Raw genomic sequence first — 20603 nt, forward strand, 5'->3', positions numbered from 1 at the left:
GTCCTACTTAGCCTCCATTTTGCGGTAATTAGCCAGGATAGTTTCGATACGAGTCTTGCCGGCAAGCTTTTTCTTCTTGAGCTCCTTGACTTCCTTGTCTTCGGTGGGGTTGAGATAGGGCTTGCTTTCCAGTTTCTCGATGAGCTTCTCGAAATTCTTATGTTCGTCCAGAAGGACCTTGAGTTCGGCGTCCTCATCGAGATACTTGACAATGAGCTCCTTATCGCGCTGCTCCATGGCCTTCGCTCCTTACTTAGCGGTTGAAATCTGTTGGCGAAGCGTCGCGAAAAGGCCAGGCCGGATGTCCGCCGGGCCGCACGCGAACGGTTTTCTTGCGGCTGGACTGCCCGGAAGTCAACTCCAGGTTGGACTTGGACACCCCGAGCAGCTTCGCCAAAAATACAATCAAGGCTTGGTTGGCCTTGTTTTCCACGGCGGGCGCGCGAAGGCGCACTTTGAGCCTGCCGTCTTGCACCTGGGCGGCCTCGTCGGCCTTGGCCCCGGGCTGGACCCACACCTGCATGAGCCAGTCGCCGTTTTTCGCGGCCTGAACGTAAATGGGAGGGGTCTCACCGCTCACGTTCCCCTCCCCTGTCCGCCGGACTGTCCGCCGCCCCGCATGTCGCCCAGGCCTTCCGCGAAGATGAAATCTCGACTTTCGTCCTGGGCGTATTCGGCGGGGCTTGCGGATTCGAGCAGCCGAAAATGCGCTTCGATCACGTCTCGCAAGGCCTTTTCCAAAGCGGCCTTCTGGGCCCGCAATCCGGCCGTCTCTTCGAGCACCTTGACCTTGAGCAGATTGGCGTCGGTGAGAATGCGTTCGGCTTGCGCCCTGGCATCCTCCACGACCTGCCTGGCCTCGCGCCGCGCGCCCTCCTGGAGTTCCTCCACGATTCTGCGTCCGGCCGCCAAAGCCTGGGCCGAAGGGGAGCGCTCCCCGGCCGCGGCCTGCATGGCGCGATCAAGCTCGGCCAGACGTTCGAGAAGTCTTCTGTTCTCGTCCGCCGCCTCGCCAAGGGCCTCGGCCACCTCGTGAATGAGCAGGTCCACCTCTTCCGGGCAGTACCCGCGCATGCAGCGGCCCAGTCGCTTGTTGAGCAAATCGATCTTGGAGATCGTCACGCGCCCCCCGCAATACCTAATGCATGATCATGGTCCGGCCAATCATGGCGCCGGTGAAATAGGTCAAAAACATCTGCACGAATTGAATGAGCAACAACACCACGATGGGAGAAAGGTCGAATCCTCCGATCATGACAAAGGGCATAAGCCTGCGCACGCGGTAGAAAACGGGTTCCGTGATGGCGCGCAAAAAACGCACAATGGGATTGTACGGGTCAGGGCGCACCCAAGTGAGCAGGGTGGCCACAATAACTACCCAAAAGTACAGGTTCAAGACGATGCCGACTATGCCCATCAAGGCGCCGAACAGGGAAGAAAACAAAGGCATAAGACCTCACTAAGCCTGCGTTATCCATACGTTGATAGCATCGCCAGATTGTCACAAGCCCCAGGGCGAAGCAAGCGCTTTTTGCCCGGATCATCCCGGCTGGCGGGCCTTTTGCAGACAGAGCCGCAGGCTGTCGAAATCCGTCACGTGCACCTGGGCGCTCAATTTCGGATTCTTGTACGCCCAGAAGCGCACCCCGGCCGCACGGGCGGTGCGCTCGTCCAGGGACGAGTCGCCCAGATAGGCCACCTCCTGGCGACGCACGTCCCAGGCGCGCAGGATCTTGCTCACCCCTTCGGGATTGGGCTTGGGGTGGCTCACCTTGGCGGAGGTGATCACGGGGAAAAAGAACTTCGTCAGTTCGAATTCCTCGAGCAGGGCCTCCATGGAGTCCGTGCGATTGGTGTTGACCGCCAACAGATAGCCGTGATCCCGCAAGTCCGTGAGACAATGCTCCAATCCGGGTTCGAGGAACGTATATTCGAGCATGTCCCGATAGGGGATGGTCTTGCGAAAGGCCTCGGCTTCGGCCAAACGGTCGCGCGGCACGATATGGGCAATGGACTCCAGCACCGCGTGCATGTGCACGTACTCTTCTTCTTCGGGAGTCATGGAAAGCATGCCCAGGTGCTCGCGGATGCGATTGTAGTACATGCGGTTGGCGTCCAGCGAATTCACCATCACGCCGTCGCAGTCGAAAATAAGGCCCTTGAGACCCTGAAAGGGTTCCGAATCGGCCAGGGGGGAAGTCTGAACCATTGGGGCTTCCTCGCTAGTCTTTGGGTACGTAGACGTCGCGGGGGGCGTCCAGCCAGGGTCTATCGGAAGAGGCGCGCCGAGACAGGGCCAAACGAAAGCCCGGGACGCGGGCCTTGAGCAGACCGGGGCTGTCGCAGGGCAAAAACTCGGCCCCGAACTCCTCCCAGGCCGCCCGCAATTCAGCGTCGTCGCTAAAAAGTCCCACTTCAGGCGGCACAAGCGCCAAGACCGCCTCCACCACGGTGGACGCCGGGACGTTCGGCCCCGCGCCGGACAAGGCCACGGGATTCACTCCGCCCAGGGGAGGATCCACTTCGCCCAACGCTTCGGCCAGGGTTTCGTCGCCCAGGTCCAGGCTTTTTTCAAAGGCCTGCCACTGGGCGTCGAGTTTGGCCGTCAACGCGTTCAGGGCGGCGGCTTCCTCTTCGAGGGTCAGGGACAGACAGACCAGGGTCTGGGCGCGGATACGGGCTTGGCGCAGGGCTTCGGCCCGCTCGTCGTCCCCGGAGGCGGCTTTGGCCAACTGATCGCGGATGGCGAACGACGTGTTCGCGTGGAAGTCGTCGTATACGCCCTGGCGCAAGCCGTCCAACTCTCCGGGAGAGCGTACCTCGCGGGCCAGCATGGCGTAACGGGCCATCAGCGCGGCCACCTGGTCCTCGTTTAAAGGCAGGTCGTCCGGGCGGTAGTACGGACCGGTTGGTCCCTTGAGGCCCGGATCGAGAAAGCGCAAGCTGGGCGCGAACCGGTCCAGGTCCTGTCTAGGCCGTAATGTGGGAACACAAAGCAACACAAAGGCGTCGTCGACTTGGAAATCTTGTGGCACCCGGGCTATCCCCGCGGTTTCGTTCGTTGCAGGACGTAGTTCGGGCATTGCCCTGGACAGCGAGGCATCTTGAGCAGGCAAACATCCTGGCAAGAGTGCTCGCAACCCTCCAACAAATTGGTAGCACCCCGCGGGCCGGCATGACAACACGTTTCTTGGCCGCCCAGGGAGGCGAGACGCTCGTTCAAAAGCTCGGCGACCCGTTTTTCCGAAAGCCCCAGGGCTTCACACCGGCGCAGGAAGTCATCGTAGGCGGACACGAGGCGGGCAAGGGCCTCGCACCGCACGCTCTGGTCGTACCCGGGGTTGAGGTGTTCCTCGTAAAGACAGCGCCCGTACGCATAGTGTCGGCAGTTCACGCCCGGAAGGCGCAGCACGGGGCCGCTCAAGTCCCGCCTCCCCGGACTTGACCGCTCCACAACCGGCGGCTAGGAACAAGACCCACCACTTTCCCCCCATGGAGCGTTTCCCTTGAGCATAGGCAGCATACTCGTCATCGTCCTCATCGTTTTGGTTCTCTTCGGCGGCAAGCGTTTGCCCGACATGGGACGCCTGTTGGGGCGGACCGTGGCCAAATTGCGCGACAAGACCGGCCGCGGGTAAATCCCCTGACGCGCCCGCGTCCGTCTCCCGGCCGCAGCCCTAGCGGGCGCTTCCCCTGTCGTTCGGACCGTCCGTTCCGGCGAAGAAAAGTCGAATGCCCCTGAGCACGTAGTCCAATCCGGAAAACGCCGTGAAAAGCCCGGTCAACCAGACCAGGACCAGCAGCAGGGAGCCGGCCCCGCCGGTCAGGCGTACCGCGAATGCGGCGAGAACGGTGGCCATCTGCAAGGCCGTGCAGCACTTGCCCGGAACGCTCGGTCGGATGGAGCCGCGCATGTCCCGGCCGGAGACGGTCAACAGGGCCAATCCCCCCAAAATGACGGCGTCGCGACTCACCACGGCCACGCCCAGCCAAAGCGGCACCCATCCGGCATGGGTCAGGCACACGTAGGACGTGACGAGCAGGGCCTTGTCCGCCAGGGGATCGAGCATGGCTCCGAGCCTGGAACGCTGATCGAGCACCCGGGCCAAAAATCCGTCCAGGGCGTCGGTCAAGCCGCAGACGAAAAACACCGTCAGCGCCAGGACGTATCGGCCGTTGAGGAAAAAGACCACAAACACCGGCGTGAACACGATGCGCAAGGCCGTGAGCAGATTGGGGATTGTCCAGTTGCCCTGTCGCGGTCCAAATTCAGGAGCCGGCGTCATGATCCGCCTCCCGGGCTGGGGCTCCCTCAACTCCGACCGGAGAGCGGGCCAAGGCCTGGACAAGCGCCCGAGCCAAGGCCTGGGCCAGTTCCTCCCGGTACTGCGCGCGGGAAAGGGCCGCCGCCTGCGCGGGCGAGGAAAGGAATCCGCATTCCACCAACACGGCAGGCGCCTGGACCATGCCCAACAGTTCGAGCGGAGCTCCGCCGCTCGAAGCCCTGCCCACCGGCGAAGGAGCCTTGAACGCGGCGGCAAGTCGTTCCGCCAGATTGGCGCTTTCCACGGCCAGGCGAGCGTTTTTCCATCCGCCCAGGAGGTCGCCGATCCCCGCGCTTGTCGCCGTGGGCGCGGCCTGACGCTCGAAACGGATGACGCCGTTTTCCAGCGAAGCCACCGTCTGGGCCAAAGGTCCCCGGGCCTCCTTGGCGTGGCGATAGACCACCGCTTCTTCCTTCGCGGACTCCACGGCGGTTGCATGCAGGGAAACAAAAGCGTCCGCGCCGTGAAGCGCGGCCATGGCCGCCCGCGCCCACAGGGGCACGGCGTAGTCGTCTTCGCGGGTGAGGACGGCGTGAACGCCCTGACCTTCCAACGCCTTGGCGGCGCGTTTGGCCAGGTCGAGCGTCACGGTCTTTTCCGTCAGACCGCCCTGTCCGGGGACCTCCGGGCCTGAAAATCCCGGATCCAGGCCGCCGTGTCCGGGGTCGAGCACCACAAGGGGCTCCCCGTGACCGGACTGCCCGGAAAGAAACGCCTGCCGCTCGGCCTGGGCCTGCTCCTCCAGCGCAGAGAGGCGCTTGCGGGCTCCGGGCCTGGCTTGCGTGGCGGGCTTGGCTTTCGGCGCGGGCAAAGGGTGCTGGGAGATCCTGTCCAGCATCATGCGGGAATAGCCGTCCCCGGGATCGACACGCAGGGCCGAGCGAAAGGCCCGAACCGCCTCGTTGACGTTCCCAAGGGTGGCATACGCCCGACCGAGCAGGTTCCAGACCCAGGGATTGGCCGGGTCGGCCTTGGCCGCCTCGCGAAGCACGCCCACGGCCTCGGCCGTATTGCCGGAAGCCAGAAGCGTCTGGCCGCTGGCGGCCAGGTCCTGTCCGGACGTGGCGGCCAGCGCCGGCCACAGGGTCGCGCCGGCGGCAACCCCCAGGGGGGTGAACGCCAGAAGGCCCAACGCTTTGCGCCGGGTGAGGAGAAATGGCGGAACTCGCTTCGGCATAGGGGGCATATACCCGTCGCCGGCCAGACGTTCAACCCGTGGCGTGACCCGAGCGGGCCGGAACGTTTTCCGTCTCCGGTTCAAAACGCCTGTCCGCCGCGAGAACCCTCGCAACGGTTCGACGCCCGCGCTCCCAGCCGAACGCGGGGGAAAGCGCTTTCGGCACGAAAACGCCCGGTCCCGGAATCCGGCCGATCAGGACGTGAGCCAGTCCCGGGCCAATTCCGTGATGGCCTCCACCTGGTCGGGGACGAACCAATGCACGCCCGGCTCCTTGTTGAACCAGGTGAGCTGACGCTTGGCGTAGGCTTTGGTGTTCTTGAGCCACAAGGATTTGGCTTGGTCCAGGGAGAGTTCTCCCCGAAGACAGGCCGCCAGCTCGGCGCAGCCGATACCCGTGAGGCCGGGCGCCTCCGGGCCGGGACAGGACGCCATGGCCTGGCGGATTTCTTCCAGAGCCCCGGCTTGAAGCATGGCGTCGATGCGCCGCTCCAGGGCCGCCTCGTGTACGGTCTTGTCCAATCGCAGGCCGATTTTCAGCGGGCGGGCCACCAGGGAACGCCCCGGATCGGCGTGCCAGGCGGAAAAAGGCCGGCCCGTGGAGTGAAAAACCTCCAGGGCGCGCAGGACGCGCTGGCGGTCGTTGGCGTGGATTCTGGCCGCATAGGCTGGATCGACTTCGGTCAGGGCGGCGTGCATGGCTCCCGGCTCGGCCGCGTTCCAGGCTTCGAGCAGTTGCCGACGCAGGGCTTCCGGCGTGGCGGGAATGGCCGAAAGCCCGCCGGTGAGGGCGCGCAGGTACAGTCCCGTCCCTCCCACCAGAATAGGAAGGCGTCCGGCGCTCCATACCTCGGCCAGGGTCTTTTCGGCCCTTTCCGCAAAGGCTCCGGCGGACATGGCCTGCGAACAGTCGAGAAAACCGTAGAGCAGATGAGGACAGCGCGCCGCCTCGTCCGGCGAAGGCTGGGCCGTGGTCACGCCCAGGCCCCGGTAGACCTGGCGGGAGTCGAAATTGACCACGCTTCCGGCAAAGGCCTCGGCCAAAGCCAGGGCCGCGCCGGTCTTGCCCGCCCCTGTGGGGCCGAGCAGGCACAGCGCCCGTCCGGTCACTTCTTGACGATGTTGAGCGCCCGGCATTTTTCTTCCAACCGTCTGCGCACTTCGTCAGGCACCAGGCCGGTCACGTCGCCGCCGGCCAAAACCACCTGTTTGATGACGGTGGAGCTTATGAAAAGCCAGCAGAAGTCCGTCATGAAAAAGATGGTCTCGATTTCGGGTTCGAGACGCCGGTTCATGAGGGCCATCTGGAATTCGGCGTCGAAGTCCGACACGGCACGCATACCCCGAATCACCACATGGGCCTTGCGCTCGCGCACATAGTCCACCAAAAGGCCGTGAAACCCTTCCGCGATCACCCGGGGCTCGTCGCGAAACACTTCGCCCACGATGTCCACCCGCTCTTCCAGGGTGTAGAGAGGATTTTTCGGGGTGTCGTTGGCCACCGCCACCACCACCCGGTCAAAAACCTTGAGAGCGCGGCGCACCAGGCTCACGTGCCCCATGGTCAGGGGGTCGAAGGTTCCGGGATAGATGGCGAGCTTGCCTTGATTGTCCATACGTATATCCTGGTTTGGCCGTAGGTCCGGTCGAGTTCGAGTTCGAGAAGCGCGGGCCAGTCCGTCACGACCAGACGGGCCTCGACTTCAGCCGTCACCATTGCGCCGGGACCAAGCCATCCCCGCTCGGCCAGAAGAGCGAGGACCGGAGCGAGCAGGTCTTGTCCGTAGGGCGGATCGACGAATACGATATCGTATCCATGATCGGGCTGTTTGACCAGCAGCTTGAGGGCGTCCTGGTTGTGGACGGCGAAACGCGCGGGCGAAAGTCCCAGCCGGCGGCAGTTGTCGGCAATGCGCCTGGCCAGGGCCCGGTCGCGCTCCACGAAGGCGGCGAAGGCCGCTCCCCGGCTGACCGCCTCCAGGCCGAGGCCTCCCGTGCCGGCGAACACGTCGAGCACGCGTGCTCCCCGCAAAGCCCCCCGCCGCGCGGCCAGCATGTCGAACAGGGACTTGCGCACCTTGGCCATGGCCGGGCGACAGCCTTTGGCGTCCAGCGTGGGCAGGTCGCGCCCCTTGAACTCTCCGCCGAGAATGCGCATGCCGGAACCGATCAGGCGATCAGGTCGAAACGGGCGAACTTCATGACCATGCCCGCCCGCCCCTGGGTGGCGGAACGCAGTTGCGTGGAAAAGCCGAACAGCCGCGACAGGGGGGTCAAGGCCTGGACAACCTTTTGCCCGGCCCTGTCGAAAAGGTTTTCGATCTTGGCCCCCTTGGTCCCCAACAGGCCGATGACCTCGCCCACGTATTCGTCCGGCGCGCTGATTTCAAGAACCATGAGCGGTTCGAGCAGCCGAGGCCCGGCGGCGCGCAAAGCGTTCTTCAGGGCCATGGCCGCGGCCATGCGGTATCCCACCGGGGACGACTGGCCGTCCATACGCCCGAGCGCGGTCACCCGCACCCGCACGTCCTGCACGGGAAACCCCTGCATGGGCCCGGAGTTCAGTCCGTCGGCCAACCCTTCGGCCACGGCGTCCAGCCAGGCCTTGGGCCAGCCGGTCTGGTCGAAGGTGAACACGATGTCCGTGCCGCGCTCGCGGGCCAACGGCTCCACGCTCACCTCCACCTTGCCGTAGTGGGCCTGCCCGCCCAGCTCGCGCGCGAACTCGCCCGTTCCCGAGGCTTGGGCGGTCACGGTTTCCTGGCAAACCACCTGCGGCTTGCCCGAACGCGGGCTCAGCCCGTGCTCGCGGCGGATGCGCTCCAGCACCACTTCCAGGTGCAACTCCCCCATGCCCGAAACCACAAGCTGACCGGTCTCGTCGTCGCTGACGCTTTGCAGGGTGGGGTCTTCGAGCAGGATGCGTTCCAGGGCGTCCTTGAGTTTTTCCAGCTCCTCGGCATTTCTGGGTTCGAGCGCCAGGGAAAGCACCGGCTTGTACGAGGCGATGCTTTCAAGCAGTATCGGATGGGCCTTGTCGGCCAAGGTGTCGCCGGTGCGGGGCAGGCGCATGCCGGCCAGGGCCACGATCTCGCCCGGACCGGCCTTGGGCAGTTGCTCCTTCTGGTCGGCGTGCAGGCGGTAGATGCGTCCCACGCGCTCACTTTTGTTCTGGGCGACGTTGAGCACCTCCTGCCCTTCGGCCAGGGTGCCGCTGTAGATGCGGGTCAGAGCCAGCCTGCGCCCGGCCTCCATGATGACCTTGAACACCAGGGCGCACGGCGGGGACTTGGGGTCGGGCGGCAAGGACACGGGTTCCTTGCCCTTGGGGTCGAGACCGGTCACCGGTCCCACGTCGGCGGGGCTGGGCAGATAGTCGCACACCGCGTCCACGAGCGGCTGCACGCCCATGTTGCGCAGGGCCGATCCGGCCAGCACCGGCACCAGGGTCCGGGACAAGGTGGCTTGGCGCAGGGCCCGGGACACGGCCTCGCGAGGGATATCCTCCCCGCCCAGATAGGCTTCCATGAGGGCGTCGTCCTGTTCGGCCAGGCTTTCCAGCAGCTTTTCGCGCCAGGGAGCGGCCAAGTCCGCCTCTTCCGGGCTCAGGGGAGCGCGCTCCACCACGGCCCCAAGGCCTTCGGCGCGAAACGAGAGCCGTTCCATGGCCACCAGGTCAACCACGCCGGCGAAATCGGCGCCCTGCCCCACCGGAACCTGCACGGCCACGGGATTGGCCCCCAGGCGCTGGCGCATGGACTCCAACACGGCCTCGAAATCCGCTCCCGGACGGTCCATCTTGTTGACGAAGGCCAGCTTGGGCACCTTGTAGGCTTCAGACTGCCGCCAGACCGTCTCGGACTGGGGCTCAACCCCGGAAACGGCGCAGAACACGCCCACGGCCCCGTCCAGCACGCGCAAGGAGCGCTCCACCTCGATGGTGAAGTCCACGTGACCGGGCGTGTCGATGACGTTGATCTGATGCCCCTCCCAGAAACAGGTGGTGCAGGCGGACGTTATGGTGATGCCGCGCTCCTGTTCTTCGGGAAGATAGTCCATGGTGGCGGTGCCTTCGTGCACCTCGCCCATGCGATGAATTTTGCCCGCGTAAAACAGGATGCGCTCGGTCAGGGTGGTCTTGCCGGCGTCGATGTGGGCAATGATGCCGATGTTGCGTAGCGCGGCCAGGCCGCGCTTGGGGGCGTGGGAAGCTGCCATGTTCAAACCGGATCCGGCTGGAAGGTTTCGCTACGCGCTTCATAGAGCGCCAGGGCCGCGTCGGGAAAATGCCAGAACATTTCGAGTCCGGGTGCAAGAACCAGGGGAGCCCGGACCGGTTCCACCCCGAGGGGGACAAAGGCCGCGTCCAGGCCGGCGGCGCTCATGGCCGCAAGCCCGCCCGGTTCGGTGGCGAAGCCGTCCAGCGGGCCGCCGAAGACCCGGATCTCCGCGTCGGGATGAGCCAGGCGCAAAGCGTCCGGGTTCCACGGGGCGTCGTCTCCGGCCCAGAGGCCCAGCTTGGGCCTGGCGTCGAACCAGTGGATGTCGCGTTCTCCCGGCGAGCCCGCCGCCTTTCGCACCCGTCGCAGGAAGGTCTCCCCGCCAAGGCACGCCATGCCGCAAGCTCCGCGCGGCTCGAAAAGCTCGCGCAACATGGCGGCGAACTCGTCCTTGGTCGGAGAGAACACGTTTTCGATCCCGCACAATTCCAAGGCGGTGAGCTGGGCCTGGGGCCAGGCCGTGCCGGAACGGGGCCTGAGCACCGCCAGGTACGGTACGCGCCGCACCACCGCCGGCATGAGTGCGGCCAACAGTTGGGCCAAAGAAGCGGCCTCCGGGTCCAGAACCAGGACGAACCGTTCCCTTGGCCGAATTCGGCGCGTGTGGTTGAGCGCGCCCGGCAGGGTCCGGGCCAGAGTGGCCGGATGATGCGGCTCGGCCTGGCGCAGGGCGTAGAGGCGGGCAATGGCCTGCTTGAGCAGAGCGCGCCGGGCGTCGCCCAATCGGGCGTAGGCCCGCGCGAAAACCGCGTCGCTTACGCGACGATGTTCGTACCGCTCCAGCGGGATCGACAAAACGGCGCTTTCAGAACACATGGGATGAAAAAGGCGGCCCGAAGGCCGCCTGTAGGGTTAAAGCCATTTGAGGAACTTGTGCCAGGTGCCTTGGGCTTCGCGTCGCTCTTTGGTGGAGAGCGTCTTCTGATAGGCCAGGTAGGACAGTTCGGCTCGTTCCTTGGCGTATTTGAAAATCGTCGGCAGATCCTTGAACTTCTCGCAGACGTACATGTAACGTTTCCAGGCCGCGCCGAAGCGATCGGTGTTCCAGTAGAAGTCGGCGATGAAGATTTCGTGTTCCGCCATGCGCGTGCGACACTTGATGATCCAGGCCGGGGCCTGCTTGCCCCATGTGGTCTGCGGATAGGCCTCACCCAGCAGCGTGAAGTACTGAATGGCTTCCTCCAGGCCGTCCTGGGGCATGTCGATGGACTCCAGCCGCTTGAACGTGGACACGCCTATCTGATAGAGCACATAGGGAATCTGCTCGTGACGCGGATGCAGCGACTCGAATTCCTTGTAGCTGTCCGCCGCCTGAATGTACTTTTCGTCCATGAAGAAGGCGTCGCCCAACGCCACCAGGCCGTCCGGAGTATAGGGGCTGAAGGGGTAACGGTCCTTGAGTTTGGTGAAGAGCTCTTGCGCTTGACCATACTTCTTTTCTTTCATGGCCTCGCGGCCGGCTTCCCAGAGTTCCTGGGCGGTATCTTCAGGGGGCGGAAGAAAATAATAATCGATGAATCCGCATCCCGAGAGTCCGAACATAAGCATGACCGCGGCGGTGGCGCGCCAAAAAGTTCTTCTGTCCATGTGGTTTTGATGGCCCTTAGCTCGAATGGGTTCCGAGCGTCTCCAGGTAGCTGATGACCGAACTGGCCGCCCCCGCTCCATCGCCCACGGCCGTGGCGACCTGTCGCACGTTCTTGGAACGTACGTCGCCGGCGGCGTAGATCCCCGGAACGGTGGTGCGATAGTCCTGATCGGTGACGATGAAGCCGAGCTTGTCCACGTCCGCTCCTTCGGGAAAGAATCCCGCCTGCGGCTCGAAACCGATGAAGATGAACACGCCGTCCACGTCCAGACGTTTCACCGCGCCGGTTTTCAAGTTCTTCACCATCACGGCCTCAACCTTGTCGGCGCCGACTATTTCCTCAACCACGCTGCTGCGCAGGATTTCGATGTTGGGAGCGACTTCGCACCGGTCCTGAAAACAGCGTTGGCCGCGAAAATCGTCACGGCGATGGATGAGGTAGAGTTTTTTGACCAGGCGGGCAAGATACAGCGACTCCTCCAGGGCGGAATTTCCGCCGCCCACAACGGCGACGACCTGATCCCTGAAGAAATTGCCGTCGCACAGGGCGCAGTACGACACGCCCTTGCCCACAAGTCTCTTTTCGCCGGTCAGTCCCACCCGTTTGTAACGGGCGCCGGAACAGATGATCACCGCCTTGGCGGTGATCCATCGGTCTCCCACGAGAAGCCTGTGCGCGCCTTCGCTGGGCTCGATGCGCACGACCTCGTCATTGATTCTTTCCAACTGATAGCCATCGAGGTGTTTGGCAAAGATATCGGCCAGTTTCCATCCCTCGATACCTTCGGGAAAGCCGGGATAGTTCTCGATCAGATGGGTCATGAGAACCTGTCCGCCCGGCGCAAGCTTTTCGATCAGAGCGACCTTGAGGTCGCTCCTGACCAAATACAAGGCGGCAGTGAGCCCTGCCGGCCCGCCTCCCACCACAACCGCGTCGAAAGACTCCATGGATTACAGGGCCTTTTGGCTGATGATGTCCTTGATGGAAGATTTGGAAACCGCGCCGGTGATCTGCTCGAGCACTTCGCCGTTCTTGAACAGAATCAGGGTCGGGATGGCGCGAATGCCGTACTTGCTCGGGGTGGCGGGGTTTTCGTCCACGTTCATCTTGGTCACCTTGAGCTGGCCGGTGTACTCGCCCGCCAATTCGTCGATGACCGGTCCCATGGCCCGGCAGGGACCGCACCACGGAGCCCAGAAATCAACCAGCACGGGAAGGTCGCATTTGAGGATTTCTTCTTCGAAATTCGCGTCGGTAATTTGGATGGCCATGAGGAGTTCTCCTTGTGGTAAGTCGTGATGAACAGGCCGGAAACGGACGCCGGCCAAGTCGACCGACGTGCTCCGCGCACCATGTTGTAGAGTATTGCCAGTGTTGCGCGGTGTCAACCGACAAGTGCTTCACCCGTCTTTCGGCGCGCCGCCGGGACCGTTCAGATCGCCGGGTCGAGGATGTAATCCCGAGGGACCGCGCGACCTCTGGGAATGGCCTCCATGTCCAGGCCGTGACGGCAGCCTTGCCGGGCCAACCGTTCCCCCAAGAAGGCGATCATGGACGCGTTGTCCGTGCACAGGGCCGGGCTGGGCAGCACCAGTTCCACGGCGAGCGCGTCGGCCAACTCGGCCATGGAGCGGCGCAACATGGAATTGGCGGCCACCCCCCCCGCCACAACAAGAGTCTTCAGTTGGGGAAATCGTTGCAGCGCGCGCCGGGTTTTCACCCGCAAAGCTTCCACGACGGCATGGTTCACCGAGGCGCAGAACCGCGCCAACTCGGGCGTGGCCATGGCGCGGGCGTCCGGCAGGGTCTCCAGACGCAGGTCGGGGTGGGAGCGCACATGCTTGATCACTGCGGTCTTCAAGCCGCTGAAGCTGAAATCGAGATTGTCGTTTTGCACGTAGGGAACGGGAAACATTGACCTGTCGGGTTCGACCCCGCGCCCCAGGAGGTCCAGCTCGCGCCCTCCCGGATAGGGCAGGTTCACGGCCTTGGCCGCCTTGTCCAGGGCTTCGCCCGCGGCGTCGTCCAGGGTGGTGCCCAGGAGTTCGAACTCCATGGCCCCGGCCATGCGATACAGGTGCGTGTGCCCGCCGGAAACGAGCAGTCCCAGCGCCGGCAGGGGAAGGGGCCGTTCCAGCCCGGCGGCCATGAGGTGGGCGTGCAGATGGTTGACCCCGACCAGACGCGCCCCGCCGCCCAAGGCCAGTCCCTTGGCCAGGTTGACCCCCACCAGCAGACTGCCCAAAAGCCCCGGTCCCCTGGCCACGGCCACGACGTCCAGGTCGCGCGCGGTGACGCCGGTATCGGCCAGCAGTCCGCTGACCAGGGCGTAAGCCTTGCGCAGATGCTCGCGCGAGGCCAACTCCGGCACCACACCCCCGAACAGGGCGTGCGCCTCGTCCTGGCTGATCAGACGCTGCCCGAGCAGCACGCCGTCGGACACCAACGCCACGGCGGTCTCGTCGCAGGAGGTTTCAACCCCCAGACAGATCATTCCTTATGGCGCTTGTAGATCTCGCACACCTTCTCCACGTCCTTTTTGCTGCCGAGGAACAACGGCACGCGTTGGTGGAGTTCGGAGGGCTCGATGTCGAGGATGCGCGTTTCGCCGTCCGAGGCGGCTCCGCCGGCCTGTTCGCAGAGAAACGCCAGGGGATTGGCCTCACACATCAGACGCAGCTTGCCGCGGGGCTTTTTGGGGTCCTGGTTGTCGGCCGGATAGAGGAAAATGCCCCCGTAGAGCAGGTTGCGGTGGAAATCGGCCACCAGGGAACCGATGTAGCGCGACGAATAGGGCGCGCCCCGGTCGTTTTTCGGGCTCTTGAAGTAGTTGACCACCTCTGTGGTGGCCGCGTCCCAGTAGGGGGAGTTGCCTTCGTTGACCGAATAGATGCGGCCCCGTTCGGGAATCTTGATGTCTGGGTGCGAAAGCAGAAACTCTCCCACGCCCGGGTCCAGGGTGAAGCCGTGCACGCCGCGTCCCGTGGAATAGACCATCATGGTGGAGGTGCCGTAGAGAAAATAGCCGGCCGCCACCTGTCTGGCTCCCTTCTGCAAAACGTCCGTGAGGGTGGCGTTGCGGTCCGGATCGCCAGGTTCGCGGCGAAAGATCGAAAAGATCGTGCCCACGTTGACGTTGACGTCGATATTGGTGGACCCGTCCAACGGGTCGAAGATGACGATGTAGTCGCCCTTGGGAAACTGGCTCGGAATCTGAATAATATCCGCGTTTTCCTCGGACGCGATGGCGCACAGCACCCCGGCGCGCTCCATGCGGTGGATGAGCACCGAATTGGCGTAGACGTCGAGCTTGCGCACCTGTTCGTTCTGCACGTTTATATCGCCGGTGAAGCCGAGGACATCCACCAGGCCGGCCTTGTTCACCTCGCGCGAGATGATCTTGGCGGCCAATATCAGGTCGTTGAGCAGGCGCGTGTATCGCCCGGTGGCGGCGGGAGATTCCTTCTGATGCAAAAGCAGGTGTTCCGTGACGGTGACTTGAGGCATGTCAGGCTCCTGGGAGAGAACGTTCTACTGGGCCGAGGCGGGAGCCGATTGGGGCGCTGGCGCGGGAGCCGCCTCGGCGGCCGGCGCCGCTTCCGGGGCGGGCTTCGGTGACGAAAACAACTTTTTCGGCTTGGGCGGGACCTGGGCCACGATATAAACGAGCTGGATATGGGCCAGATACCGGGTCTGCCAGAGGTAGGTGCGTCCTCCTTCGCGCATGTCGCCGGACACGTTGCCGGCGAGAATCTTCTTCCAGTCGCGCTTGGCCAGGGCCTGGGCCGTAGCGGGGTCCTTGCCGCCCCACAGGGCCGCCCCGGTCGAAGAGACGATGATGAGATTGTCCGGGTCGGGAGCGAACTTGGCAAGCGCGGCCGGATCGAAATTGACCACCAGTACGCCGGCGAACTCGTTGTTCGAATACAGCGGCTGTCCCACCAGCACTTCAGAGCCCAGATCCCCCGCTTCCACGTAACCGGCCATCTTGCGTTGTTTGTAGATGGCTTCGAAATCCATCATCGGGGAGTAATCCACCCGCTTGAGGGTGAACGAAGGCAACTTGATGCTCTCGGCTCCGGAAGGACTCAGCACCGCCAGCCCCGTCAACCAGGGATTGGCGGTCATGAAGGCCTCGCACCATTCGCGGCTGGGCGGCGATTCCTGGCCGGAAAGCCCCCGGAGCATGAATTCGATTTTTTCGTCCACCGGGGCGAACAGCGTGGCCAGTTTGAGCACCGTGGGATCTTCGTCCACCTCGGACTTGAGGTCGATGGTGGGATCGACGTTGACGTATTCCTTATAGAGCTTCCTGGTGGACTTCCACGTGGATTTCATGGTGTCGCAGCCGGTCGCCGCAAGCAGGACGCAGGCCAGGAGAGCCGGAAAAACGCGTTTGATCATAGGGTTGATCCTTCGTGTTGCGGTGGTTCGCGGCGGGGTTGAGAGGCTTTTGGCGGCATGATTTCGTGACGCGCGAGCCGAGGCAAACGCGGCCCACGGACGAAACCGTTCAGGCCGTGGCTCGCGCGTCGAGCCGGTTGGCCAGGGCTTCGAGCATGCTCACCAGCTTCGCTCGGGGTTTTTCGACCTCGATCGGCTTTGCGGCCGGTCTTCCCGACTGCGCCTCGTTCTTGAGTTCCTGGATGCGGGCGGAAAGTTCTTCGCGCTCGAGTTCGGAGGAAGCTAGCGGCAAAAGTTCTTCGTAGATGTCCAGGGCCGAAGCCAGATCCCCGTGCTTGGCCAGAAGATCGGCCATGGTGCGGGTTTTTACCTGCGCATTGGTCTGGGAAGCGCATTCCGGGGGGAGATCTTCGCGGGGGGCGCGTTTTTCCAGCGCCTCGATGCGTTGGGCCAAGGCCAGGACCTCGTCGGCTCCGCGCAGACTGAAGTCGCCGGACGGTCCCGAGTCGGTCGTTTCGGGAGGCGACGCTGGTCGTTCGGGCTCGGTGGTCCGGGATTCGTCCGCCTGTTTCCCGGTCGCGATGTCCGGGACGGACGCCTCACCAGCCGCGCCACCCTGGACCGAATCGTTCCGGGCGTCGCCGGCCAGGCTTTCCAGGCCCCGGCTCAGAACCCCGGCTAGGGTCATTGCGGGATCGCCAAGCGACTGGGCCAGGAACCGCAAGGCCAGGGAAGCGTCGCCGGAGAGCCCCACCCCTTTTTCGGCCCAAAGGGAGAGCACGCTGGGGTATTTGGCCAGCAGAAAGGAAAGCCCCTCGAACGCGTCGAGCGCCTCTTCCCGTCGGCTCTGGCGCGTGAGCAGTTCCACGAGCAGAAACCGGGCTTCGAGGTGGTCAGGGTGGTGCGCCACGCCGCGCCGCAGAACATCCATGGCCTCGGCGGTTTGTCCCTGTTCGGCCAGCATGTTGGCCAGAGGAAAGAACACGCGCGAGGCGGGCTCCAACGTCAACACTTCACGGTACAGTTCAATTTTTGATGTCATCGCCCACGCCGCCTTCTCCTGATCCGTCGCCAGGGAAGATGTAGATGATTTCGTTGTCTTTCAGGTAATTGCCGTGCGATCTGGTCATTTTTTCCGTGAAGGCCCGGTCGGACTTGAGCCAGCGGATTTCCTGGCTAACATCCAGGGACCGGCTACCCAAGGTGTCCAAGCGGGCCTTGAGCTCCTTCTGGTGACCCTTGAGGTCGAGATAGGCGAAGACGCCCTTGTCGCTCCATATGAGATTGTAGACGAGGATAAGGTTGCAGAAGATGACAAGGGCAAGGAGAAGTCGCCGGAACAGCATGGCTACTGCAAAGTGACCGTGCTGGCGTTGTCGGAGCCGAAGATGGTCATGGGCTCGCTGAGTTCCTGAAGAAAAAGTTCCGTTACGCTCTCGATGCGGGACACGTCATGCTCGTCGAGTTCTATTTTATTGACATCATTCAAAAAAACTTTGAGCGCTTGAAACTCGTCCAACAAGAAGTGACCCAACTCCATGCGGCGCAACACGGGTTCGAGTTCCAGTATCGTCTGGAGACAATTGACGATTCGCGCGCAGAGCGCGGCTGATTCCACCTGCTTCATGGACATGTTGGCCCGGACATGTAGGGGTTGTTTCAGTTCAGTCGTCTTTTCGTTGCCAGCATACGGCACTTGAGGGCGCTTGGCAACGATTGCTTGCCATGCCGTCAGTGCCCGGGCGTCAGCCGGCCGTCTTGCCCCACCGCTTGAAAAACCCCCGAAAATAATTGAACCCCGAGCCCAGGGCGAGGATCAAGGCCACGTACAAAAGCGACGTGCCCACCGGGGCCGGATCAATTTTCCAGAACGGATAGTGCAACATGATCGGGCACAAGGCCACGATCTGGATGATGGTCTTGAGCTTGCCGTATCTGTCCGCCGCGATCACCAGGCCCTCGTCCGCCGCCACGGCGCGAAGCCCGGTCACCGCCATTTCCCGGCCGATGATGGCCACGGCCACCCACGCCTCCACCCAGTCCAGCCGCACGAGCATGATGAGCACCGAGCAGATGAGCAGTTTGTCGGCCAGGGGGTCGAGAAATTTGCCCAGGTTGGTGACCAGCCCCATGCGCCGGGCCAGCATGCCGTCGAAAATGTCCGTCACCGACGCCGCGATGAAAAGCAGCATGGCGAAAAAACACATCCACGGTCCCGGCCAATAGAGCATGAGCACCAGAATAGGCGTCACCGCGACGCGGACCAGGGTGAGCATGGTGGGCAGATTCATGAATTGGCGACTCCGGCTTCGGTGTGGCCGCCGCCTGCTGGCCGCGGCCGGTTGTCCGCCGGGACGCGCTCGTCACGGCGCGCCCGGCGGACTTTCGATCAGGACCTGATCGAGGCGTGCGCCTCAAGACTCGACTTGGCGGCCGTGTCGATGGCTTGGGCCAGGGACACGAGGGCCTTTTTCACGGGAGAATCCGTCTCCATGAGCACCACGGGCTTGCCCATGTCGCCGGCGACCACGGTAAGGGGATCGAGCGGCACGGCCCCGAGGAATTCGATGCCGTACTTTTCGGCCAGTTCCTTGCCGCCGCCCTTCTTGAACAGTTCGATTTCCTTGCCGCAGTGGGGGCAGACCAACCCGCTCATGTTTTCCACCAGGCCGAGCACGTTGGCCTTGGCGTACTGCAGAAAATTGAGCGCCTTGCGCACGTCGGCCAGGGAGACTTCCTGCGGGGTGGTGACCACCACGCACAGGGCGTCGGGAATGGTGCGCAACACGGTCATGTGTTCGTCGCCCGTTCCCGGAGGGGAGTCGATCACCAGATAATCGAGATCGCCCCAGGTGACCTGGCTGATGAACTGGCGAATGGCCGAGCTTTTCATGGGACCGCGCCAAAGCACGGCCTGGTCGGGATCGCGCAGAAGCGACTCCACCGACACCGCGCACAGGTTTTCGTCGAAGCACTTCGGAATGACTTCGCCCTTTTCCGTGGCGTCCAGGTTTCCAGAAATGCCAAGCATCCTCGGCACGTTGGGTCCGTGCAGGTCCACGTCGAGTATGCCGACCTTGCGTCCCATGCCGGCCAGGGCCGTGGCCAGGTTGACCGCGATGGAGCTCTTGCCCACGCCACCCTTGCCGCTCATGACGAAAAGCTTGTAGGTGATCTTGGACAAGGTGTTGCGAATGCGCTCGTCTTGAAGCTTTTGCTTGGACTCGGAGCAATCGTTGGGGTTTTTGGTCTTGCAGGAGGAAGCCTGGGAACAGCTGGCGCAGCTGGAGGGAGCCTCCGTGGGGGTCTTTTTCTTGTTCTTGAGCGTGATTTTCATCATACTTCCTTCACGTTAGGTCTGCCGCCAGCCGAAACGGCCCACGAGATCGACGAACTTCACTCCGCCCAGGCGCTCCACCGAAACCTGTCCGCCCCGTTTGCGGGCCACTTCCAGGTGTTGGCCCTGGCGCGTCCCCACGGGCATGACCAGGATGCCGGGGTCTCCCAACTGGGCCAAAAGCGGCCCTGGTATGACCGGACCGCCCGCGGCGGCCAGAATGCGGTCGAAGGGGGCCTCTTCCGGCCAACCCAGGGTGCCGTCGTCGAGTTTGCACCACACCCGGCCGTATCCCATGGAGGCCAGGCGCTCCTTGGCGATGGCGTGAAGCTCGGCTATGCGCTCCACACTGTAGACCGCCGCGCCCATCTCGGCCAGGATGGCCGTCTGATATCCTGAACCGGTTCCGATCTCCAGCACCTTCATGCCCGGATGCACGTCGAGCAGTTCGGTCATCCAGGCGACCACGTAGGGCTGGGAAATGGTCTGTCCGAATCCTATGGGAAGGGGATGATCCTCGTAGGCGTTGGGCCTCAGGGCCGGCTCCACAAAGAGGTGGCGGGGCGTCTTACGCATGGCGGCGAGCACCGCGTTCGACGTGATGTCCCGGCTCACGAGTTGTTCGCGCACCATGCGTTCCCGGCTGCGTCTGGGATCGATGTCGACTTTGCCCCATGCTTGGCCCAGCATGCCCCCCCCATCGGTTTCTTTCAAGATAAAACGGTTTCCTCCGTTAGGCCAGCGGTTTGGGAGCACAAACAAATTTCTCCCCCCAAGTCAACGCCCGAGTCGGGCTTGGCGATCCGGCGGCGACGCGGGCCCATTGAACGCGCAACGCGGGGCAACCCTATGAAAAGCTTCCGTTTCGGGGCCGAAAAGCCCGCATGGACTCGCCTTGGCCGATGAAAGTTGGCCATACCCGGCAATTTTCTTGACAGAAAAGACGATCGGATGTGCAATGCCTGAAATCATACCCGGGAGGGTCCGTCCATGCTCACCGTACGCGACCTCATGAGCACGCAGCTCTTCACCCTGCTCGAATCCGATTCGCTGTACACGGCCAAGCAGATCATGGAGATGGCCCGGGTGCGCCATGTCCCCATCGTCAACGGCGAGGGAGCGTTCATCGGCCTCATCACGCATCGTGACCTCTTGTCGCTGGCCGTGTCGATCCTGTCGGAGATCGAACAGAACGTTCAGGACGAATTGGCGGCGACCATTCCCCTGCGCGAGGTCATGCGCACCGACGTGGTCACCCTGCCGCCGGACGCCAAACTCCGTCAGGCGGCCCAGTTGCTGCTCGACCACAAGTACGGCTGCCTGCCCGTGGTGGAAGACGGCAAGCTGGTGGGCATCATCACCGAAGCCGATTTCGTGCGCCTGACCGTGAGCCTGATGGACGCCATGACCGCGCCCCCCCAGGGAGACACGCCCTAGCGTCGCGTCCCTGAAGGCCTCTTCGCCTCTTTGCCTTGAGGCAAACACGAGCAA

Annotated in this window: 27 protein-coding genes; 2 read left to right on the forward strand and 25 right to left on the reverse strand. The window is 63.4% G+C overall.

All coding sequences use genetic code 11. The features are described from left to right. Window positions 1-3: 3 nt before the first annotated feature. The 6 genes from ACYQ01_RS02745 to ACYQ01_RS02770 all read right to left on the reverse strand — a co-directional run bounded on the left by ACYQ01_RS02745 (window position 4) and on the right by ACYQ01_RS02770 (window position 3035). Complete coding sequence (locus tag ACYQ01_RS02745; RefSeq protein ID WP_459932304.1) at window positions 4-237, reverse strand: DUF465 domain-containing protein; 234 nt, start codon at window positions 235-237, stop codon at window positions 4-6. A gap of 16 nt (window positions 238-253) precedes the next feature. After that, window positions 254-580, reverse strand: coding sequence for a DUF167 domain-containing protein (locus ACYQ01_RS02750; RefSeq protein WP_459932305.1), 327 nt, complete (start codon window positions 578-580; stop codon window positions 254-256). Further along, window positions 577-1122, reverse strand: a complete 546-nt coding sequence (locus ACYQ01_RS02755; RefSeq protein ID WP_459932306.1) for a DivIVA domain-containing protein — start codon at window positions 1120-1122, stop codon at window positions 577-579. The genes ACYQ01_RS02750 and ACYQ01_RS02755 overlap by 4 nt, the downstream gene beginning before the upstream one ends. Before the next feature lie 16 nt (window positions 1123-1138). Next, entirely contained in the window at window positions 1139-1450 is a 312-nt protein-coding gene (locus ACYQ01_RS02760; protein WP_459932307.1) for a YggT family protein, read from the reverse strand. Between the two features lie 90 nt (window positions 1451-1540). Continuing rightward, window positions 1541-2209, reverse strand: coding sequence for an HAD family hydrolase (locus ACYQ01_RS02765; protein ID WP_459932308.1), 669 nt, complete (start codon window positions 2207-2209; stop codon window positions 1541-1543). 13 nt (window positions 2210-2222) lie between these two features. Next, window positions 2223-3035 (reverse strand): hypothetical protein, encoded by an 813-nt coding sequence (locus tag ACYQ01_RS02770; RefSeq protein WP_459932309.1) that lies wholly within the window; start codon window positions 3033-3035, stop codon window positions 2223-2225. Between the two features lie 471 nt (window positions 3036-3506). Between ACYQ01_RS02770 and ACYQ01_RS02775 the strand changes: the two genes are divergently transcribed. After that, window positions 3507-3638 (forward strand): twin-arginine translocase TatA/TatE family subunit, encoded by a 132-nt coding sequence (locus ACYQ01_RS02775; protein WP_459932310.1) that lies wholly within the window; start codon window positions 3507-3509, stop codon window positions 3636-3638. A gap of 39 nt (window positions 3639-3677) precedes the next feature. Here the strand turns inward: ACYQ01_RS02775 and ACYQ01_RS02780 are convergent, their stop codons facing one another. The 19 genes from ACYQ01_RS02780 to ACYQ01_RS02870 all read right to left on the reverse strand — a co-directional run bounded on the left by ACYQ01_RS02780 (window position 3678) and on the right by ACYQ01_RS02870 (window position 19802). Continuing rightward, the gene (locus ACYQ01_RS02780; RefSeq protein ID WP_459932311.1) at window positions 3678-4286 is read right to left on the reverse strand and encodes a CDP-alcohol phosphatidyltransferase family protein; all 609 of its coding nucleotides are present in this window, start codon (window positions 4284-4286) and stop codon (window positions 3678-3680) included. After that, complete coding sequence (locus ACYQ01_RS02785; RefSeq protein ID WP_459932312.1) at window positions 4270-5457, reverse strand: N-acetylmuramoyl-L-alanine amidase; 1188 nt, start codon at window positions 5455-5457, stop codon at window positions 4270-4272. The genes ACYQ01_RS02780 and ACYQ01_RS02785 overlap by 17 nt, the downstream gene beginning before the upstream one ends. A 240-nt stretch (window positions 5458-5697) precedes the next feature. Next, window positions 5698-6639 (reverse strand): tRNA (adenosine(37)-N6)-dimethylallyltransferase MiaA, encoded by a 942-nt coding sequence (gene miaA / locus ACYQ01_RS02790; RefSeq protein ID WP_459932313.1) that lies wholly within the window; start codon window positions 6637-6639, stop codon window positions 5698-5700. Continuing rightward, window positions 6609-7118 (reverse strand): pantetheine-phosphate adenylyltransferase, encoded by a 510-nt coding sequence (gene coaD / locus ACYQ01_RS02795; protein WP_459932314.1) that lies wholly within the window; start codon window positions 7116-7118, stop codon window positions 6609-6611. Before coaD ends, miaA begins: the two co-directional genes overlap by 31 nt. Then, window positions 7067-7660 (reverse strand): 16S rRNA (guanine(966)-N(2))-methyltransferase RsmD, encoded by a 594-nt coding sequence (rsmD, locus tag ACYQ01_RS02800; protein ID WP_459932315.1) that lies wholly within the window; start codon window positions 7658-7660, stop codon window positions 7067-7069. The genes coaD and rsmD overlap by 52 nt, the downstream gene beginning before the upstream one ends. Window positions 7661-7671: 11 nt before the next feature. Further along, entirely contained in the window at window positions 7672-9720 is a 2049-nt protein-coding gene (gene fusA, locus ACYQ01_RS02805) for an elongation factor G (protein ID WP_459932316.1), read from the reverse strand. Window positions 9721-9722: 2 nt separating this feature from the next. Next, window positions 9723-10577, reverse strand: a complete 855-nt coding sequence (locus ACYQ01_RS02810) for a hypothetical protein (RefSeq protein WP_459932317.1) — start codon at window positions 10575-10577, stop codon at window positions 9723-9725. A 57-nt stretch (window positions 10578-10634) separates the two neighbouring features. Then, a complete protein-coding gene (locus ACYQ01_RS02815) occupies window positions 10635-11369 on the reverse strand; it encodes an outer membrane protein assembly factor BamD (RefSeq protein ID WP_459932318.1) in 735 nt (244 codons plus the stop codon). A 16-nt stretch (window positions 11370-11385) separates the two neighbouring features. Beyond that, complete coding sequence (gene trxB, locus ACYQ01_RS02820; RefSeq protein WP_459932319.1) at window positions 11386-12318, reverse strand: thioredoxin-disulfide reductase; 933 nt, start codon at window positions 12316-12318, stop codon at window positions 11386-11388. Between the two features lie 3 nt (window positions 12319-12321). Beyond that, the gene (trxA, locus tag ACYQ01_RS02825) at window positions 12322-12642 is read right to left on the reverse strand and encodes a thioredoxin (RefSeq protein ID WP_459932320.1); all 321 of its coding nucleotides are present in this window, start codon (window positions 12640-12642) and stop codon (window positions 12322-12324) included. A 161-nt stretch (window positions 12643-12803) separates the two neighbouring features. Next, a complete protein-coding gene (tsaD, locus tag ACYQ01_RS02830; RefSeq protein ID WP_459932321.1) occupies window positions 12804-13865 on the reverse strand; it encodes a tRNA (adenosine(37)-N6)-threonylcarbamoyltransferase complex transferase subunit TsaD in 1062 nt (353 codons plus the stop codon). Then, a complete protein-coding gene (gene fbp / locus ACYQ01_RS02835) occupies window positions 13862-14878 on the reverse strand; it encodes a class 1 fructose-bisphosphatase (protein ID WP_459932322.1) in 1017 nt (338 codons plus the stop codon). The genes tsaD and fbp overlap by 4 nt, the downstream gene beginning before the upstream one ends. A 24-nt stretch (window positions 14879-14902) precedes the next feature. Continuing rightward, entirely contained in the window at window positions 14903-15775 is an 873-nt protein-coding gene (locus tag ACYQ01_RS02840; protein WP_459932323.1) for a hypothetical protein, read from the reverse strand. A 109-nt stretch (window positions 15776-15884) separates the two neighbouring features. After that, the gene (locus tag ACYQ01_RS02845) at window positions 15885-16817 is read right to left on the reverse strand and encodes a tetratricopeptide repeat protein (RefSeq protein WP_459932324.1); all 933 of its coding nucleotides are present in this window, start codon (window positions 16815-16817) and stop codon (window positions 15885-15887) included. Then, window positions 16801-17121, reverse strand: a complete 321-nt coding sequence (locus ACYQ01_RS02850) for an FtsB family cell division protein (protein ID WP_459932325.1) — start codon at window positions 17119-17121, stop codon at window positions 16801-16803. Before ACYQ01_RS02850 ends, ACYQ01_RS02845 begins: the two co-directional genes overlap by 17 nt. Window positions 17122-17123: 2 nt before the next feature. Next, window positions 17124-17408: a hypothetical protein gene (locus ACYQ01_RS02855; protein ID WP_459932326.1), complete on the reverse strand. Its 285-nt coding sequence runs from the start codon at window positions 17406-17408 to the stop codon at window positions 17124-17126. 112 nt (window positions 17409-17520) lie between these two features. Beyond that, window positions 17521-18066 (reverse strand): CDP-diacylglycerol--glycerol-3-phosphate 3-phosphatidyltransferase, encoded by a 546-nt coding sequence (gene pgsA, locus ACYQ01_RS02860; RefSeq protein WP_459932327.1) that lies wholly within the window; start codon window positions 18064-18066, stop codon window positions 17521-17523. A gap of 98 nt (window positions 18067-18164) precedes the next feature. After that, window positions 18165-19115, reverse strand: a complete 951-nt coding sequence (locus tag ACYQ01_RS02865; RefSeq protein WP_459932328.1) for an Mrp/NBP35 family ATP-binding protein — start codon at window positions 19113-19115, stop codon at window positions 18165-18167. Window positions 19116-19127: 12 nt separating this feature from the next. Continuing rightward, on the reverse strand, window positions 19128-19802 hold the full coding sequence (locus ACYQ01_RS02870; RefSeq protein ID WP_459933877.1) for a protein-L-isoaspartate(D-aspartate) O-methyltransferase: 675 nt from the start codon (window positions 19800-19802) through the stop codon (window positions 19128-19130). Between the two features lie 300 nt (window positions 19803-20102). Here ACYQ01_RS02870 and ACYQ01_RS02875 point away from each other — a divergent pair, with 300 nt between their 5' ends. Beyond that, the gene (locus ACYQ01_RS02875; RefSeq protein ID WP_459932329.1) at window positions 20103-20549 is read left to right on the forward strand and encodes a CBS domain-containing protein; all 447 of its coding nucleotides are present in this window, start codon (window positions 20103-20105) and stop codon (window positions 20547-20549) included. The last annotated feature ends 54 nt before the right edge of the window (window positions 20550-20603 follow it).

It is taken from the genome of Fundidesulfovibrio butyratiphilus (assembly GCF_054657235.1).

Excerpts from the sequence above, each read along its gene's own strand:
- pgsA (WP_459932327.1), bottom strand. The coding sequence starts at position 18,066 with ATGAATCTGCCCACCATGCTCACCCTGGTCCGCGTCGCGGTGACGCCT.
- fusA (WP_459932316.1), bottom strand. The coding sequence starts at position 9,720 with ATGGCAGCTTCCCACGCCCCCAAGCGCGGCCTGGCCGCGCTACGCAAC.
- ACYQ01_RS02815 (WP_459932318.1), bottom strand. The coding sequence starts at position 11,369 with ATGGACAGAAGAACTTTTTGGCGCGCCACCGCCGCGGTCATGCTTATG.
- ACYQ01_RS02765 (WP_459932308.1), bottom strand. The coding sequence starts at position 2,209 with ATGGTTCAGACTTCCCCCCTGGCCGATTCGGAACCCTTTCAGGGTCTC.
- coaD (WP_459932314.1), bottom strand. The coding sequence starts at position 7,118 with ATGGACAATCAAGGCAAGCTCGCCATCTATCCCGGAACCTTCGACCCC.
- trxA (WP_459932320.1), bottom strand. The coding sequence starts at position 12,642 with ATGGCCATCCAAATTACCGACGCGAATTTCGAAGAAGAAATCCTCAAA.
- fbp (WP_459932322.1), bottom strand. The coding sequence starts at position 14,878 with ATGCCTCAAGTCACCGTCACGGAACACCTGCTTTTGCATCAGAAGGAA.
- ACYQ01_RS02850 (WP_459932325.1), bottom strand. The coding sequence starts at position 17,121 with ATGCTGTTCCGGCGACTTCTCCTTGCCCTTGTCATCTTCTGCAACCTT.
- ACYQ01_RS02875 (WP_459932329.1), top strand. The coding sequence starts at position 20,103 with ATGCTCACCGTACGCGACCTCATGAGCACGCAGCTCTTCACCCTGCTC.
- miaA (WP_459932313.1), bottom strand. The coding sequence starts at position 6,639 with ATGCCGGGCGCTCAACATCGTCAAGAAGTGACCGGACGGGCGCTGTGC.
- ACYQ01_RS02865 (WP_459932328.1), bottom strand. The coding sequence starts at position 19,115 with ATGATGAAAATCACGCTCAAGAACAAGAAAAAGACCCCCACGGAGGCT.
- ACYQ01_RS02760 (WP_459932307.1), bottom strand. The coding sequence starts at position 1,450 with ATGCCTTTGTTTTCTTCCCTGTTCGGCGCCTTGATGGGCATAGTCGGC.
- trxB (WP_459932319.1), bottom strand. The coding sequence starts at position 12,318 with ATGGAGTCTTTCGACGCGGTTGTGGTGGGAGGCGGGCCGGCAGGGCTC.
- ACYQ01_RS02745 (WP_459932304.1), bottom strand. The coding sequence starts at position 237 with ATGGAGCAGCGCGATAAGGAGCTCATTGTCAAGTATCTCGATGAGGAC.
- ACYQ01_RS02840 (WP_459932323.1), bottom strand. The coding sequence starts at position 15,775 with ATGATCAAACGCGTTTTTCCGGCTCTCCTGGCCTGCGTCCTGCTTGCG.
- tsaD (WP_459932321.1), bottom strand. The coding sequence starts at position 13,865 with ATGATCTGTCTGGGGGTTGAAACCTCCTGCGACGAGACCGCCGTGGCG.
- ACYQ01_RS02870 (WP_459933877.1), bottom strand. The coding sequence starts at position 19,802 with ATGCTGGGCCAAGCATGGGGCAAAGTCGACATCGATCCCAGACGCAGC.
- rsmD (WP_459932315.1), bottom strand. The coding sequence starts at position 7,660 with ATGCGCATTCTCGGCGGAGAGTTCAAGGGGCGCGACCTGCCCACGCTG.
- ACYQ01_RS02845 (WP_459932324.1), bottom strand. The coding sequence starts at position 16,817 with ATGACATCAAAAATTGAACTGTACCGTGAAGTGTTGACGTTGGAGCCC.
- ACYQ01_RS02855 (WP_459932326.1), bottom strand. The coding sequence starts at position 17,408 with ATGTCCATGAAGCAGGTGGAATCAGCCGCGCTCTGCGCGCGAATCGTC.
- ACYQ01_RS02780 (WP_459932311.1), bottom strand. The coding sequence starts at position 4,286 with ATGACGCCGGCTCCTGAATTTGGACCGCGACAGGGCAACTGGACAATC.